We start from the raw sequence: 18,012 nt of genomic DNA on the forward strand, positions 1-18,012 counted from the left end.
GTCTCCCCCGGATCTCACTGCGGCTGGTCGAGGATCTGGAACAGCTCCTCCGCGGTCGCCGTCTCCAGGCCCGCCGCGGTGTCGGTCGTACCGGGGTCGTCGCTCCAGCGGGCAGCGAGTTCGCGCAGTCGCCGGCCGACCTCGGCCCGCCCCGCGTCGTCGGTGTCGACGGCTTTCAGGGCGTCCTCGAACCTGGCCAGCTCGTCCAGGACCCGTGCGGCAGGGGCCGCCGGTTCCGGGGCGAGCTCGCCGCGCAGGTACCGCGCCAGATCCAGCGGCGTGGGGTAGTCGAAGATCAGGGTCGCCGGCAGCCGCAGTCCGGTGGCCAGGGCCAGCCGGTTGCGCAGTTCGACCCCGGTGAGCGAGTCCATGCCCACTTCCAGGAAGCCCCGTTCGGCGCGGACGGAGGTGGCGGACGCATGGCCGAGCACCGTCGCGGCCTGGGTGCGCGCCAGGTCGAGCAGGATCTCCAGCCGCTCCTTGTCCGAGAGGTCGGCCAGCCGCTCGCGCAGCCGGGTATCGCGGGCCGGGAAGCCCCCCGTGCCGCCGGTGTCGCCGCTCGCCGGCCCCGTGGAGATCAGGCCGCGCAGCAGCGGGGACACCAGGCCTGCCGTGCGCAGCGCGGCGGTGTTCAGGTTGACCGGCACGACCACGGCCTCGCGCGTGGCCAGCCCCAGGTCGAACAGGGCCAGGCCCTCTTCCGTGAACATCGGCGTCATCCCGAGTCGGCGCACCCGGCGGACGTCCCGCTCGGTCAGCTCTCCGGTCATCCCCGTGGGCTGGGCCCACGGCCCCCACGCGAACGAGACCGTGTCGAGCCCGGCGGCCCGGCGGGCCTGGGCGAACGCGTCCAGGAAGGCGTTGGCCGCGGCGTAGTTCGCCTGGCCCGCGCCGCCGAACGTGGCCGCCGCCGAGGAGAAGAGGTGGAAGCCGGACAGCGACGATCCGCGGGTCAGCTCATCCAGGTGCAGGGCGCCCATGACCTTCGCGTGCAGGACGCGGTCGACGCGCTGGGGGTCGAGTGCGGCGAGGACGCCGTCGTCGAGTTCGCCGACCGCGTGTACGACCGTGCGGAGCGGGAACTCGGCCGGAATCCGGGCCAGGAGATCGGCGACCGCCACGCGGTCGCCGATGTCGCAGGCCGCGATGTCGACGTGGGCTCCGAGTCCGGCCAGTTCCGCCGTCAGCTCGGCCGCGCCCGGTGCGTCCGGCCCGCGGCGGCTGGTCAGCACCAGGTGCCGCACGCCGTGCGCGGTCACCAGGTGCCGGGCCAGCGCCATGCCCAGCGTGCCGGTTCCGCCGGTGAGGAGGACGGTGCCTTCCGGGTCGAACACGGGGGTGTCCGGCGGGTTCGGCGGTGTCAGGCGTGCCAGGCGCGGGACGCGGATGCCGCCGGCACGCAGCGCGACCTGTGCCTCGTCGGTGTTCAGGGCCGCGACGACGGCGGATGCCGTGTGGCCGTGCCCGGCACCGTCATCGGCGTCGTCATCGTCGAGCAGTACGAATCGGCCGGGGTGCTCGGACTGCGCGGATCGCAGCAGTCCCCACACGGCCGCGGCGGCCAGGTCGCCGACCCCCTCGCCCGGGTCGGCCGCTACCGCGCCCCGGGTGACCAGGACCAGGCGGGACGCGCCGAAGCGGTCATCGGCGACCCACTGCTGGGCCAGGCCCAGTGCCTCGTGCGTGGCCGTACGGACCGATTCGGCCGGATCGGCGTCGGTCGCGCCCGCCAGGGACACGAACACGGTGGCCGTCTCGGCTCCGGCGGCCAGGGAGGCCGCCGCCGCGTCGAGGTCGCCGTGGCGTTCGACGGACGTTCCGGTGTCCTCCAGCCGGCCGGCCAGGTCGAACGGGTCGTTGCCGACGAGCATCCAGCGGCCGTCGGGGGTGGCGGTGGCGGGTTCGGACTCGATCCATTCGACCCATTCGACATGGAACAGCGACTGGTCGGGAGCCTGCCAGGCGGTGCCGAGGTCCTCGGGCACCGGCCGGGAGACGAGGGCCTCCACCGCCGCGACGGCGACGCCCGTCCCGTCCGCGGCCTCGACGGTGATCCCGTCCGGCTCGGCGAACGACAGCCGGACCCGCAGCGAGGTCGCTCCTCGCTGGTAGCAGCGGACGCCGCGCCAGGAGAACGGCAGCTCGGCCCGGACCCGTTCGGTGCCCTCCGCGGGTTCGCGGAGGGCCCGCAGCAGACCGATGCCGTGCAGCGCCGCGTCCATCAGGGCGGGGTGCACCGCGAAACGCCCGTCCTCCTGCAGGGTGTCCGGGAGCGCCACCTCCGCGAAGATCTCCTGGTCGCGGCGCCAGGCGGCACGCATGCCCTGGAACGCGGGACCGTAGGCGTAGCCCCGGGCGGTGAGTTCCTCGTAGAACCCACCGAGGTCGATCGCGGCAGCGCCCTCCGGCGGCCACTGCTGGAGGGTGAACTCCGGGGCCGACGGCTCCGGCGCCAGCGAGGCGGTGGCGTGCCGGGTCCAGCCGCTCGCCGCGGAGTCGGCGGCGGTGCCGTCGTCCGGGCGTGAGTACACGCTCAGCACCCGTCGGCCGTCGGCGTCCGGGGCCTGTGCGATGGCCTGGAGGCGCATCGCTCCGCGCTCGGGGACGAGCAGCGGCGTCTCCAGCGTGAGTTCCTCGACGAACGCGCAGCCGACCTGGTCGCCGGCCTGCACCGCGATCTCGACGAACGCGGTCCCCGGCAGCAGGACCGTTCCCAGTACGGCGTGTTCGGCCAGCCAGGGGTGCGTCCGGAGGGACAGCCGCCCCGTCATCAGTACGGCGTCGAGACCGGCCAGGTCCGCGGCGGCGCCGAGCAGCGGGTGCCCGGTCGCGCCGAGCCCGGCCGCGGAGGCGTCGCCGGTGCCCCGGGGCGAGCCGGAGCCGCCGATCCAGTAGCGCTCGCTCTGGAAGGGGTACGTGGGCAGGTCGACGGTGCGGGCACCGAGGTGGCCGAGCGGCTTCGCCCAGTCGACGGCGAGGCCCCGCACGTGCGCCTCCGCCGCGGACCTCAGGAGCCGGTCCAGGCCGCCCTGGTCCCGTCGCAGCGAGCCGACGACGGCGCCGCCGTCCATGACGGCGTCCTCGATGTCGTCCAGCGTCTCCTGGATTCCCACCGTGTGCATGGGGTGCGGGCTGACCTCGACGAAGTGCCGGTAGCCCTCTGCCGCGACGGTGCGCACGGCCTGCTCGAACCCGACCGTGCACCGCAGGTTGCGGTACCAGTATCCGGCGTCCAGTTCGCCGGAGTCCGTCCAGCGGCCCAGCACGGTGGAGTAGAACGAGACCGCCGAGGCGCGCGGGGTGATCCCGGCGAGCGCCGAGGCCAGCCGGTCCTCGATCTCCTCGACCTGGGCCGAGTGCGACGCGTAGTCCACGGCGATCCTGCGGACCCGCACCCGGTCGGCCTCGCACACGGCGACGAACTCCCCGAGGGCGGCACTCTCGCCCGAGACGACGACGGAGGCGGGCCCGTTCACCGCGGCGACGGAGATCCGTCCGTCCCAGGCTCCGATCCGTTCCTGGACCCGTGCGGCGGGCAGCGCGACCGAGACCATGCCGCCCTTGCCCGACAGCGCCGTGATGGCTTGGCTGCGCAGGGCCACCACGCGGGCGGCGTCCTCGAGCGACAGCGCGCCGATCACGCACGCGGCGGCGATCTCGCCCTGCGAGTGGCCGATCACCGCGTCCGGTTCGACGCCCCACGAGCGCCAGACCGCGGCCAGCGAGACCATCATCGCCCACAGCGCCGGCTGCACCACGTCCACGCGGTCGAGCGACGCGGCGCCCTCGGCGCCGCGCACGACGTCGGCCAGGGACCAGTCGGTGTAGGGGGCCAGCGCCTCGTCGCAGGCGGCGACGGTCTCGGCGAACACGTCCGAGGATTCCATCAGTTCCGCGGCCATGCCGGCCCACTGGGCGCCCTGGCCGGCGAAGACGAACACGGTCCGGCCGTCGACGGCGGCGCCCGTCACCGCTCCCTCCGGTGTCCCTCCCGCGGCCAGCGCGGCGAGGCTGCCCCGGAGTTCCTCCCGGTCGGCAGCGAGCACCACGGTGCGCTCGTGGAACGAGGTCCGTGTGGTCGCCAGCGAGTGGGCAAGGTCGCCGAGGTCCACCGCCGGGTCGGCGACGAGCCGTTCCATGAGCCGTTCCGCCTGGGCGCGGAGGGCCTCGGGATCCCGCGCCGAGAGCACGAAGGGCAGCGTCGTGGCCTTCCGGGTGTCGCGCGGCTCCTCGTCGGGCTCGGGCGCCTGCTCCAGAACGGCGTGTGCGTTCGTCCCGGTTCCGCCGAACGACGAGACGCCGGCGCGCCGCGGTCCCTCGGTCGGGGGCCAGGGGCGGGTCTCGGTCAGCAGTTCCACGCTGCCCGCCGACCAGTCCACGTGCGGGGTCGGCTCGTCCACGTGGAGGGTGGCCGGCAGGATGCCGGAGCGCAGGGCCATGACGGCCTTGATCACACCGGCGACACCGGAGGCGGACTGGGTGTGCCCGATGTTCGACTTCACCGAACCGAGCCACACCGGCCTGTCGTCGGGGCGGTTCTGGCCGTAGGTGGCGATCAGTGCCTGGGCCTCGATGGGGTCGCCCAGGGAGGTGCCGGTGCCGTGCGCCTCGATGAGGTCGACGTCCGTCGGCCGGAGCCCGGCGCCTGCCAGGGCCTGGGTGATCACCCGCTGCTGCGAGGGACCGTTCGGGGCGGTCAGCCCGTTCGACGCGCCGTCCTGGTTGGTGGCGGATCCGGTGTACAGAGCCAGCACGGGATGCCCGTTGCGGCGGGCGTCCGAGAGCCGTTCCAGGACCACCACGCCGACGCCTTCGCCCCAGTTGGTGCCGTCCGCGGAGGCGGCGAACGGCTTGCACCGGCCGTCCGGCGCCAGTCCGCGCTGCCGGCTGAACTCGGTGAAGGAGACCGGGGTGGGCAGGACGGTCACGCCGCCCGCCAGGGCCAGCGTGCACTCGCCCTGCCTGAGCGCCTGCCAGGCGAGGTGCAGCGCCACCATCGACGAGGAGCAGGCCGTGTCGACGGTGACCGCCGGACCTTCGAGTCCCAGCGAGTACGCGAGCCGTCCGGAGACCGCAGCGGTACCCGTACCGGCGAGGAAGAAGCCCTCCGAGGCCCCGATGCCGTGGTCCGCGTCCACACCGTAGCCCTGGAAGGAGGTGCCGACGAACACACCGGACCGGGTGCCGGCCAGCGTCGCCGGGTTGATCCTCGCTCGCTCCAACGCCTCCCAGGACGCTTCGAGCAGCACCCGCTGCTGGGGGTCGAGGGTGATCGCCTCACGCGGGCTGATCCCGAAGAACTCGGCGTCGAAGTGGCCCGCGTCGTCGAGGAAGCCGCCCTCCCGCACGTACGAGGTGCCGGGCTTGTCGGGGTCGGGGTCGTAGAGCGCTTCGAGGTCCCAGCCGCGGTCGGTGGGGAACGGGGTGATGGCGTCGTGGCGGCCGAGGACCAGTTCCCACAGGTCCTCCGGCGATCGGACGCCGCCCGGGAACCGGCAGCCGATGCCGACGATCGCGATCGGGTCGTCGTCGGTGCGCGGGCCGTCCTGCGGCGCGGCGGCGGGTCCGGCGGACGGGGTGCCGAGCAGTCGGGTGGCCAGGTGGTCGGCGACCGCCGCCGGTGTCGGGTGGTCGAAGACGATCGTGGCCGGCAGCCGCAACCCGGTGGCCGTACGCAGCCGGTTGCGTACCTCGACCGCCATGATCGAGTCGAGGCCGACCTCGCGGAACGCCCGGCCGGGCTCGACGTCGCCGGGCCCGGCGTAGCCGAGGACCGCGGCGGTGTGGGTGCGGACGACGTCGAGGATCAACCGCCCGCGCTCGCCCTCCGGCAGCGCGGCGAGCCGCTGGGCGAACTCGCCGTCGTCCGAGGAGGCGGTGGTCTCGGGCTCGGAGTCGGCGAGGGCGTCCCGGGCCTCGGGGATCTCGCTGATCAGCTGCCGCTGCCGGGCCGCCGTGTAGGTCGGGGCGAAGGCGGCCCAGTCGATGTCGGCGACGGTCATCAGCGTCTCGTCGTCGGTGAGGGCCTGGTCGAGCGCGGTGACCGCGAGCTGCGGGTCCATCAGGCGCAGTCCGCGCCGTCCGAGTATGGCCGTGGCCTCGCCGGTGGCCATGCCGCCGCCCGCCCAGCCGCCCCAGGCCACCGAGGTGGCGCGTTGCCCTCGGGCACGCCGGTGCTGGGCCAGCGCGTCGAGGCGTGCGTTGGCGGCCGCGTAGGCCGCCTGTCCGCTGCCGCCCCAGACGGCGGCTCCGGAGGAGAACAGGACGAACGCCTCCAGGCCGTCCCCGGCGAGTTCGCTCAGGTGGAGCGCGCCCGCGACCTTCGCCTCCAGGTTCACGGCCAGTTCCGCCACGTCGGTGTGGAGGACAGGGGCGCTGAGGGAGACACCGGCCGTGTGCACGATCGCCGTCAGGTCCGGCAGCCGCTCAAGGAGCGCGACCACGGCGGCGCGGTCCGCGACGTCCACGGCCTCGACCTGGACCTCCGCTCCGAGCGCGGTCAACTCCGCGGCCAGGGCGTCGGCTCCGGGACCGGCCGGTCCCCGACGGCCGGCCAGCACCAGCCGTTCGGCGCCCGCCCCGGCCAGCCGGCGGGCCACGTGGGCGCCGAGCGCACCGGTCCCACCGGTGATCAGCACGGTGCCGCGGGGCCGCCACATGTCCGGGCGGGGTGCGCCCTCACGCGGCGCACGTACCATCCGGCGGCCGAAGACCCCGGCGGGACGCAGGGCCACCTGGTCCTCGTCCGTCAGGTCGGCGGCCACGTCGGCCAGCCGGGCCAGGGCACGTTCGTCCAGTTCGGCGGGGAGGTCGAGCAGGCCGATCCGGCGGCCGGTCAGTTCCAGTCCGGCGACGAGCCCGAGGCCCCAGACCGTCGCCTGCTCCGGGGCGGTCAGCGGGTCGGAGGTGCCCGTCGAGACCGCGCCGCGGGTGGCGAGCCAGAGCGGCGCCGCCGTTCCCGCCGCCTCGACGGCCTTGACCAGGGTCAGGGTGCGGGCCAGACCGCGGGGGAGCACCGGATGCGCCGGATGCGTCGCGTCGTCAAGGGCCAGCAGGGACAGGACGCCGGTCAGCTCGCCGGCCGGGATCTCGGCGATCCGCTCGGCGAGTTCGGTGTCCGGCACGTCGGCCGGGGCCGTCAGCGTCACCACCCGGGCTCCGCGCTCGGTGAGCGCGCGCGAGCAGCCCTCGGCGACGTCGTCGTGGTCGCCGCCCGGTGTGACGAGCAGCCAGGTGCCCGAAAGGGGCGCTCCGCAGGTACGGGCGATCCGCCGCCAGCGCACCTGGTAGCGCCACTGGTCGATGGTGGACCCGTCGCGCCGGCGCGCCCGCCACGAGGACAGCACCGGGAGCGCGGGCGCGGCGGCGGCCAGCGCGGCACGGCCCTCCGGGTCGTCCACGCCGAGTGCGTCGGCAAGGCCGGCAGGGTCGGCCTCGGACACCGCTTCCCAGAAGCGTGCCTCGGCCGGGTCACGGAGGGCCTCGCCGGCCACCTCGTCCTTCGTCGCCGGGAGTTCGAGCCAGTACCGCTGCCGCTGGAACGCGTAGGTGGGCAGTTCCACGCGGCTCGCTTGCGGGCCGCCGAGGACGATTGACCAGTCCGGGGCCGTGCCGTGGACGTGCGCCTCCGCGAGCGAGCGCAGGATCCGGGCGGGACCGCCCTCGTCACGGCGGAGCGTGCCGACCACGATCGTGTCGCCCGCGCCGGGGACCTCCTCGGCCGCCTCCTGCACGCCGGGGCCAAGGGCGGGGTGCGGGCTCGACTCGACGAACGTGCGGTAGCCGTCCTCAAGGAGGGCGGTGACCGCGTGGCCGAACCGGACCGGCTCCCGCATGTTGCGGTACCAGTAGTCGGTGCCCAGTTCGGTGGTGTCGAGCAGTCCGCCGGTCACCGTGGAGTAGAAGGCTATCCCGGAGCGTCGGGGCGTGATACCGGCGAGCGCGGCCAGCGTCCGGTCGCGCAGCGGCTCGACCTGCGGCGAGTGTCCGGCGCCGTTGACGCGGACCTTCCGTACCCGCACGTCCTCGGCGGCCAGCGCCTCGGCGAACGCGTCGACCGTCCCGGGGTCACCGGCGACGACGATCGAGCGGGGGCCGTTGACGGCCGCGATGTACAGCTCGCCGGGCCACGCCTCGATCCGTGCGGCCACGTCCGCCTCGGGAAGCCGCACCGCCGCCATCGCGCCCTGCCCGGCGAGCACGGTCAGGATCTTGCTGCGCAGGGCGACGATCTTCATCGCGTCGGCCAGTGTGAGCGCGCCCGCGACGTGTGCCGCCGCGATCTCGCCCTGGGAATGCCCCACCACGGCGGCGGGGGTGACGCCGTGGGAACGCCAGACCGCCGCGAGCGAGACCATCATGGTGAACAGCACGGGTTGGACGACGTCCATCCGGTCGATCGGCGGGGCGCCCTCGATCCCGCGCAGCACGTCCTCCACCGACCAGTCGGCATGCTCCGCCAGCGCCGCGTCGCAGGCGCGGACGGAGTCGCGGAAGACCTCGGAGGCGTCCAGGAGCTCCGTGGCCATGCCGGGCCATTGGGTGCCCTGGCCGGGGAAGACGAACGCGATACGGCCGCCGGGGGCGGCGACGCCCCGCACCAGCCCGTCGGCCGGGCGGTCCTCGGCGAGCGCCTCAAGCAGGCTCATGAAGGAGTCGCGGTCGTCGGCGAGCAGCACCGCGCGGTGGTCGAACGACGAGCGGCTGGTCGCCAGTGAGCGCGCCACATCCGCCACGGTCGGCGCGGGGCGGGATTCCAGGTGGTCGCGCAGGCGTGCGGCCTGGGCGCGCAGCGCAGCCGTACCGCGGGCTGACAGCAGCCACGGTGTGGGGGCAGCGGCGAGCGAGGGGGCGACTTCGGGCGACGGTGTGTCGACCGGGTCCGGTGCCTCTTCCAGGATCACGTGGACGTTCGTGCCGCTCATGCCGAACGAGGAGACGCCCGCCCTGCGGGGCTGTCCGTTCCTGGGCCACGGCACCGGCTCGGTGAGCAGGCGCAGCGCGCCCGACGACCAGTCCACGTGCGGGGTCGGCTCGTCCACGTGCAGGGTGGCGGGCAGCAGATCGTGCCGCATCGCCTGCACCATCTTGATGATGCCGGCGACGCCGCCCGCGGACTGGGTGTGCCCGATGTTGGACTTGAGTGAACCGAGCCAGACGGGACGGTCGGCGTCGCGTTCCCGGCCGTAGACCGCTTGCAGTGCCCGGGCCTCGATCGGGTCGCCGAGCTCCGTGCCGGTGCCGTGCGCCTCGATGGCGTCGACCTCGGCGGGGTCCAGCCGGGCGGCGCTCAGTGCCTGCCGGATGACCCGCTGCTGCGCCCTGCCGTTGGGCGCGGTGAGGCCGTTGCTGGCGCCGTCGTGGTTGACGGCCGTGCCACGGACCAGGGCCAGTACCCGGTGCCCGTGCCGACGGGCGTCGGAGAGCCGTTCGACAAGGAGCATGCCGGCGCCCTCGCCCCAGCCCGTACCGTCGGCGGCTGCGGCGAACGCCTTGCACCGGCCGCCGGCCGAGACCGCGCCGCCCTGGTTCCCCTCGACGAACATGGTCGGTACGACCATCAGCGTCACGCCGCCGACGAGCGCGAGCGAGCAGTCGCCGCGCCCGAGCGCCTCGCCCGCCATGTGCAGGGCCACCAGGGAGGAGGAACACGCGGTGTCCACGGAGAGGGCGGGCCCCTCCAGGCCGAGGGTGTAGGCGACCCTGCCGGAGGTCACGCTGGCGGCGGTGCCGAGCATCAGGAGCGGGCCGATGCCTTCGGGCACCTCGCCGGCGCCGACGCTGTACCCGGTGGTGGCGTTGCCGACGAAGACGCCGGTCGGGCTGCCGTGCAGCGAGGTCGGGTCGATCCCGGCGTTCTCGATGGCCTCCCACGCGGTCTCGAGGAGCAGCCGCTGCTGCGGGTCCATCGCCAGCGCCTCACGCGGGCTGATGCCGAAGAACGCGGGGTCGAAGTCGGCCATGCCGTCGATGAAGCCCCCGTCGAGGCCGTCGCCGAAGCCTTCGGGGAACGAGCTCGTCTCCCAGCCGCGGTCGGTGGGCAGCGGCGTCATCGCGTCCACGCCCTCGCTGACGATCCGCCACAGTTCCTCGGGCGTGTCGGCGCCGCCGGGCAGGCGGCAGCTCATGCCGATGATCGCGATCGGGTCGTCGGCCCCGGCCGCCCCGATCGGGTCGGCCGGTCGGGCCGGTGCGGCCGGTGCGGCTTCGGGCTCGCCCAGGATCTCGCGGCCGAGTTGTTCGGCGACGAGGGCCGGGGTCGGGTTGTCGAAGACGAGCGTCGCCGGGAGGCGGAGCCCGGTGAGGGCGGTCAGCCGGTTGCGGAGTTCGACCGCGGTCAGCGAGTCGACGCCCAGTTCCTTGAACGCGCGGTGCGGATCCACCGACTCGGGCCCGGCGAAGCCCAGTACCGCGGCTGCCTGGCCGCGTACCTGCTCAAGCAGCAGCCGCGCACGGTCGTCCGCACCGAGACCGGCCAGCCGCTGCGCGAACGTCGCGCCGGTGGCTGCCGCGTCGGCGCCCGAGACGCGTCGTGCGCCGCCGCGGACGAGGTCGCGCAGGAGCGGCGGCAGGGAGCCCGCCGCCGCGTTCAGGGCGGCCGTGTCGATCCCCGTCGGGACCAGCGACGCGTAGGGGAGGCCGAGGGCCGCGTCGAGTGCCGCGAGTCCCCGCTCGACGGTGAGCGGCGGGAAGACGGAGCGGCCGATCCGCTTCCGGTCGGCGTCGGTGAGCCTGCTGGTCATGCCCGCCGTGTCGTCCCACGCGCCCCACGCCAGGGACAGGGCGGGGAGCCCAGCGGCACGGCGGCGGTGTGCGAGGGCGTCGAGGTAGGCGTTGGCGGCGGCGTAGCCGCCCTGTCCGGAGCTGCCCAGCGTGCCGGCGGCGGAGGAGTAGAGGACGAACGCGGCGAGGTCCGCGTGCCGGGTCAGTTCGTCCAGGTGCGCGGCGGCGTCGGCCTTGGCTCGCAGCACCGCGGCGGCGCGGTCCGGGGTCAACCCCGTGACCACGGAGTCGTCGACCACGCCCGCGAGATGGAACACGCCGGTCAGCGGGCGGTCGAGCGCCGTAAGGACCTGGGCGAGCGCGTCCCGGTCGGCGACGTCGCAGGCGATCACGGTGGCGTGCGCTCCGTGCGCGGCCAGCGTCTCGGTGAGCGCGGTCGCGCCGTCGGCCGCCGGGCCTCCGCGGCTGAGCAGGGAGAGGTGGCGGACGCCGTGTGCCGTCACCAGGTGCTCGGCGAGCAGCGCGCCCAGGCCGCCGGTGCCACCGGTGATCAGTACCGTGCCCTCCGGGTCGAGCGGGCGCGGCGGCAGGGTGAGGACGACCTTGCCGATCTGGCGGGCCTGGCTGAGGTGGCGGAACGCCTCGGGAGCCGTCCGTATGTCCCATGCGCGCAGCGGCGGCAGCCGGAGCCGGCCGGCCCGGAACAGGTCGAGGAGCGTGGCGAGGATCTCGGCGATCCGCTCCGGTCCGGCCTCGGCCAGGTCGAAGGCCTGGTAGCGCACTCCGGGATGGCGCGCGGCGACCTCGTCGGCGTCGCGGATGTCGGTCTTGCCCATCTCGATGAAGCGCCCGCCGCGCGGCATCAGCGCGAGCGACGCGTCGACGAACTCGCCCGCCAGCGCGTCGAGGACCACATCCATGCCGCGTCCGTCGGTCACCTCGGTGAAGCGCCGCGCGAACTCGGTGTCGCGGGACGAGGCGATCCGGTCGTCGGCGACTCCCAGGGCACGGACCGCGTCGTGTTTGACCGGGCCGGCGGTGCCGAAGACGTCGGCGCCGAGGTGCCGGGCGACCTGTACGGCGGCGGTGCCGACGCCACCCGCGGCGGCGTGGATCAGCACCGATTCGCCGGCCCGCAGCCCGGCCAGGTCGACCAGGCCGTAGTAGGCGGTGGCGTAGGCGATCGGGACGGCCGCGGCTTCGGCGAAGGTCCATTCCGCGGGCATCGGCGCGAGCAGCCGGTGGTCGGTGATGCCCGTGGGCCCGAACGCGCCCGGGCAGAGCCCGAACACGCGGTCGCCGGGGGCGAGTCCCTCGACGTCCGGTGCCACTTCGAGCACCACGCCGGCGGCCTCGCCGCCGAGCACGACGTCGCCCGGGTACATGTCCAGCGCGCCAAGCACGTCGCGGAAGTTCAGGCCCGCCGCGCGGATGCCCACGCGCACCGCGCCGGCGGCGAGCGGCGCGGCCGGGTCGGCCGCCAGCAGTTCGAGGGTCTCCAGGGTGCCCGGTGCCCGGGTGTCGAGCCGCCAGCCGTCGGCGCCCGCGGGTACGGGCAGCCCGGCGGGCACCGCGGCGCGGACGAGGCGGGCGACGGACAGCGCGCCGTCGCGGAGCACCAGTTGCGGTTCTCCGGAGGCGACGGCGGCCGTCAGCACCTCGGGCGGTACGTCCCCGGCGGGCGCGTCGAGCAGGACGAAGCGGTCGGGCTCCTCGCTCTGCGCGGTGCGCACCAGCCCCCACGCGGCCGCGGCGGCCGGGTCCGCGACCGGGTCGCCGGGCGCGCCGGAGACCGCGTCGCGGGTGAGGACGACCAGGCGTCCGGCGGTGAACCGGTCGTCGGCCAGCCACTCCTGCAGCACGGTGAGGACCCGGGTGACGACCGTGTCCGGCGATCCCGTCGGGCAGGGCAGGACCACGATGCCGGGAACGCGGCCGTCGTCGTCGATCGCCGCCGCCTCGTCGGTGGCGTCGAGCACCGCGATGTCCGCCGGTACGGTGACCTTCGCACCGCCGTCGGTCAGCGGTCGCCAGTCCACCCGGCACAGTCCGGCCGGATCGACGGCCGTCTCCGCGGCCGTCGCTGGACGCAGGACCAGGCGGTCGACGGTGACGACCGGTTGCCCGTCGCCGTCCCAGGCCACCAGGGACAGGGCGTCGTCCCCGAGCGGGGTGAGCCGGGCCCGCAGCGCGGACGCGCCCGACGCCCGCAGTGCCACACCGCTCCACGTGAACGGCAGACCCGCGGTGATCCCGGTGGCAGCGGACTCACCGGCCTCACCAGTGTTCAGCGAGCGCGCGGCCGGCGCGTGCAGAAGGGCGTCAAGGAGCGCCGGGTGCAGGCCGAAGCCGCGGGCCTTGTCCTGCTCGGGCGCCCGCGCCTCGGCGAGGATCTCGTCCCCGTGCCGCCAGACGGCGGTCAGGCCGCGGAACGCCTCGCCGTACGACAGACCGGCCGACCCCAGCAGCTCGTACACCGCGCCGACGTCCGCCGCGACGGCCCCGGCCGGAGGCCATTCCTCCAGTGGTGCCGGCAGCGCCGCGGCCTCGTCGGTCGGGGCCAGCACACCGGTCGCGTGCCGGGTCCAGGGCCGGTCCGCCCAGCCGCCGTCGGCCCTGTCCTCCGGGCGCGCGTGCACCGTGACGGTGCGGCGGCCGTCCGGGCCGGCGCCGCCGACCGCCACCTGCACCTGCACTCCGCCGCGTTCGGGGAGGACGAGCGGAGCCTCCAGGACCAGCTCGTCCAGGTCGCCGCGGCCGACCTGGTCGCCCGCGTGGATGGCGAGCTCGACGAACGCCGTGCCCGGCACCACGATCCGGCCGTGCACCAAGTGGTCGGCCAGCCACGGGTGGGAGTCGGCGGAGAGCCGCGCGGTGAACAGCAGTTCGTCCCCGCCGGCGAGGCCGATGCCGGCGCCGATCAGGGGATGCCCGGTGGCGCTCAGGCCGGCCGCGGTCACGTCGCCGTGCCACGCCGCGGTGTTCGGCCAGTAGCGTGCGGTCTCGAAGGCGTACGTCGGCAGGTCCACCCGGCGTCCGCCGCCGAAGAACCCGGCCCAGTCGACCGTGCCCCCGTGCGCGTACAGACCGGCGACCGCGGTGGTGGTGCTCAGCGCTTCGGGTCGGTCCCGGCGCAGGAGCGGCGCCAGGAACACGGCGTCGGAGCGGTGCGCGAGGCACTCTCGTGCCATGCCGGTGAGGACGCCGTCGGGTCCGAGTTCGAGGTAGCGGGTGACGCCCTGCTCGTCCAGCCGGGCGACACCGTCGGCGAACCGCACGGTCTCGCGTACCTGCCGGGTCCAGTAGTCCGGATCGGCCAGCTCGTCGGCGCCGGCCACGGCCCCGGTGAGGTTGGAGACGATCGGGATCATCGGCGGGTGGAAGGTCAGCCCGGCGACGACCTGTCGGAAGTCCGCCAGCATGCCGTCCATGTGCGGCGAGTGGAACGCATGGGAGACGCGCAGCTCACGAGTCCGCAGACCGTGTTCGCGCCACCCGGCCGCGAGCGCCTCGACGACCGCCCGGTCGCCGGAGACGACCACCGAGGCCGGTCCGTTGACGGCGGCCACGCCGACCCTGTCCTCGAGCCCGGCCAGTGCGTCGCGGATCTCCGCCTCCGCGGCCTCGACGGCGACCATCGCGCCGCCCGCGGGCATCGCCTGCATCAGCCGGCCGCGCGCGGCGACCAGCGTGCAGGCGTCGTCGAGGGAGAGCACTCCCGCCGCGTGCGCGGCGGCCACCTCGCCCACCGAGTGGCCGAGCAGATGGTCGGGGGTGATACCGAAGGCGGTCAGCAGCCGGTACAGCGCCACCTCGACGGCGAACAGCGCCGCCTGGGTGTAGGCGGTCCTGTCGAGGAGCGCGGCGGTGTCACTGCCGGGCTCGGCGTGGAGGACGTCACGCAGCGGCGGGTCGAAATGCGGGTCGAGCCGGTCGCACACGTCGGTGAGGGCCTGGGCGAAGACGGGCTGGACGGCGGCCAGTTCGCTGCCCATGCGGGCGCGTTGCGCGCCCTGTCCGGTGAACAGGAACGCGAGCTTGCCGTTCTTGCGGACGGCGTCGCGGACGACCCGGCCGCTGTCGGCGCCGGATTCCACCGCGGCCAGTCCGGCGAGCAGTTCGGTACGGTCCTCCGCCACGACCACCGCGCGGTGGCCCAGGCCGGCGCGGGTGACCGCCAGCGAGAACCCGAGGTCCGCCGTGGGCACGTCGGGGTCGGCCTCCAGGAGGGCGCGCAGCCGCGCCGCCTGGCCGCCCAGTGCGGAGGCGGTCTTCGCGCCGAGGACGAAGGGGAGCGGTCCGGTGGCGGGGCTCGACGCCGGTTCCGGATCCGCGGCGGCGTCCGCGTACTGCTCCTGCTCGACGGACTCCTCGAGGATGATGTGCGCGTTGGTGCCGCTGATGCCAAACGACGACACGCCTGCCCGGCGCGGCTCGCCGGACCGCGTCCACGGTCGCGCCTCGGTGAGCAGGTGTACGGCGCCGGCGGACCAGTCCACGTGCGGGGTCGGCTCGTCCACGTGCAGGGTCGCGGGCAGTACTTGGTGCCGCAGGGCCATGACGGTCTTGATCACGCCGGCCACTCCGGCGGCGGCCTGGGTGTGCCCGATGTTCGACTTGACCGAGCCGAGCCACAGCGGCCGGTCGGCCGGGCGGCCCTGCCCGTAGGTCGCGAGCAGCGCCTGGGCCTCGATCGGGTCGCCGAGTTCCGTGCCGGTGCCGTGCGCTTCGACGAGGTCGATGTCGCCGGTGGACAGCTTGGCGCCGGCCAGGGCCTGCATGATGACGCGCTGCTGGGACGGGCCGTTCGGCGCGGTCAGCCCGTTGGAGGCGCCGTCCTGGTTGGCCGCCGAGCCCCGGACGACCGCGAGCACCGGGTGCCGGAGCCGGCGGGCGTCAGAGAGCCGCTCCACCAGGAGTACGCCGACGCCCTCGGACCAGCCGGTGCCGTCGGCCGCGGCCGCGAACGACTTGCACCGGCCGTCGTCCGCGAGCCCGCGCTGCTTGCTGAACTCGGTGAAGACGCCCGGGGTGGCCATGATCGTGACGCCGCCCACCAGGGCCATCGTGCATTCGCCCTGCCGGACCGAGCGGGCGGCGAGGTGGAGGGCCACCAGGGACGAGGAGCACGCCGTGTCGACGCTGATCGCCGGGCCCTCCAGGCCCATCGTGTACGACACGCGGCCCGAGGTGACGGCGGTGGCCCCGCCGGTGAGCAGGTAGCCCTCGCCGTTGTCGTGCGGCGCGCCGGCGACCAGGGAGGTGTACTTCTGGTCGTTGGCGCCGATGAACACCCCGGTGTCGCTGCCGCGCAGGGACGTCGGGTCGAGGCCCGCGCGCTCGACCGCCTCCCAGCACACCTGGAGCAGCAGCCGCTGCTGCGGGTCCATCGCGAGGGCCTCGCGCGGCGAGATGTCGAAGAACCCGGGGTCGAACTCCGGTGCGTCGGTGACGAAGCCGCCCTCGCGCACGTAACTGGTCGCGGGCCGCTCGGGGTCGTCGTCGAAGAGATGGTCGAGGTCCCAGCCGCGGTCCTCGGGGAAGGGACCGATGGCGTCGTCGCCGCCGGCCACCAGGCGCCACAGGTCCTCCGGTGAACGGACGCCGCCGGGGAGCCGACAGCCCATGCCGATGATCGCCAGCGGCTCGGTGTCCGCCGCCTCGACGTCCGCCAGACGCTGCCTGGTCCTGTGCAGATCGGCGGTGACCCGCTTCAGATAATCGCGAAGCGTATCCTTATCAACCATCTGGTGAAACCCTCTTCCACGGATGGCGCGACAAATGGACAGAGGTGCCCGGCCGGCCCACCACGGAAATGTGGACTTTCGCCGCCACCGCATGTACCAGCCGCCCAATTTGCCGGTCTGCCCGACGCAGGCTAACGACGACTCCGCACCCCCACTACCCCTACGCTCCCAGGCGTCTCCCGCTTCCCCCTTAACAGGGCGGCGCGGAGGAGGGTAGGGGTTGACCCCTCATCTCGGCGCGGCAGAACCTGATCGGAATCGGAGTATCCACGCGATGATTGGCCGGGTCATGGTTGAGCGACTTAGGACCAGGGTTCTCTTCGACCTCAACGATCCGCAGCTCCATCGGAACAGATACGCCTATTACCGGCGGCTGCGCGAGACGGAGCCCATTCACCATTCGCCGTACGGATTCTGGACGCTCACCCGGTACGACGATGTCGACGCGTTCCTGCGGGCCCCGCAGACGTCGTCGAGCCTGACCGACGACGGGACGTTCGCCGAGCAGCGGGGCGGGCCGGACAGCCCCGCGATGCGCAGCCTGAGCCGGTGGATGCTGGTCAAACAGGGCGAGGAGCACCGAAGGCTGCGTCGGCTCATCGCCCGTGCGGTGACGCCGCGTGCGGTGCAGCGCCTCGAACCGGAGATCCTGCGCATCGTCAACCGGCTCATCGACGACATGGGCGAGGGCGAGGTCGATCTGATCGAACAGCTCGCCGCACCGGTACCGATCGCCGTGATCTGCGGTCTGCTCGGCATTCCGGTCGAGGACGCGGACAAGTGCCTGAAGTGGACGAACGCGATCGCCAATATCATCGACCCGCTGATCACCCCGCAGATGCGGGACGCGATGAACACGGCCGAGCCGGAGTTCAGCGCCTATATCCGCGGGCAGATGGAGCTGCGCCGGACCGAGCCCCGCGACGACGTGCTGACCATGCTGATGCAGAAGGACGAGGACGGCGAGGGGCTCAGCGACGAGGACGTGATCGCGCAGGTGCTCCTGCTGTTCAACGCGGGGCACGAGACCACGCTCAACGTCATCGGCAACAGCATGCACGCGCTGCTCACCCACCCCGAGGAGCTCGAACTGCTGCGGGCGCGCCCAGAGATGATCGGCGACTGCTTCGAGGAACTGGCCCGCTACAACTCCACGGTCCAGATCATCCTCCGGCACCTCACCGAGGACCTGCCCCTCTCCGGGCGCCTTATCCCGGCCGGGGACGCCGTCTTGGCGATCCTCGGCGCGGCCCACCGCGATCCGGCGAAGTTCCCCGACCCCGACCGCCTCGACCTGCGCCGCGAGGGCGTGAAGTCACTCGCGTTCGGCTCCGGGCCGCACCACTGCATCGCGGCGATGCTCGGCAAAACCGAGGTGTGCATGACCATCACGGAACTGCTGCGCCGCTACGAGAAGATCGAGCCGGCCACCACGGACGTGGAGTGGCACACCCGCTTCAATTTCGTGCTCGGCCTCAAGCGCCTGCCGCTCAAGGTGGCCTACCGCCGCTGAACCGCGGGCTGTGATCCGGCCCGACTGCCC

2 protein-coding genes are annotated in these 18,012 nt (G+C 74.1%); one reads left to right on the plus strand and one right to left on the minus strand.

Annotated features, from left to right (window positions below; genetic code table 11):
* Window positions 1–14: 14 nt before the first annotated feature.
* Complete coding sequence (locus WBG99_RS00240) at window positions 15–16,469, minus strand: SDR family NAD(P)-dependent oxidoreductase (RefSeq protein ID WP_338894329.1); 16,455 nt, start codon at window positions 16,467–16,469, stop codon at window positions 15–17.
* 289 nt (window positions 16,470–16,758) lie between these two features.
* Here WBG99_RS00240 and WBG99_RS00245 point away from each other — a divergent pair, with 289 nt between their 5' ends.
* Window positions 16,759–17,982 carry a cytochrome P450 gene (locus tag WBG99_RS00245; protein WP_338894330.1) on the plus strand — a complete coding sequence of 408 codons (1,224 nt, stop codon included), beginning with the start codon at window positions 16,759–16,761 and terminating at the stop codon, window positions 17,980–17,982.
* The last annotated feature ends 30 nt before the right edge of the window (window positions 17,983–18,012 follow it).

It is taken from the genome of Streptomyces sp. TG1A-60 (assembly GCF_037201975.1).
Taxonomy (GTDB): Bacteria; Actinomycetota; Actinomycetes; order Streptomycetales; family Streptomycetaceae; genus Streptomyces.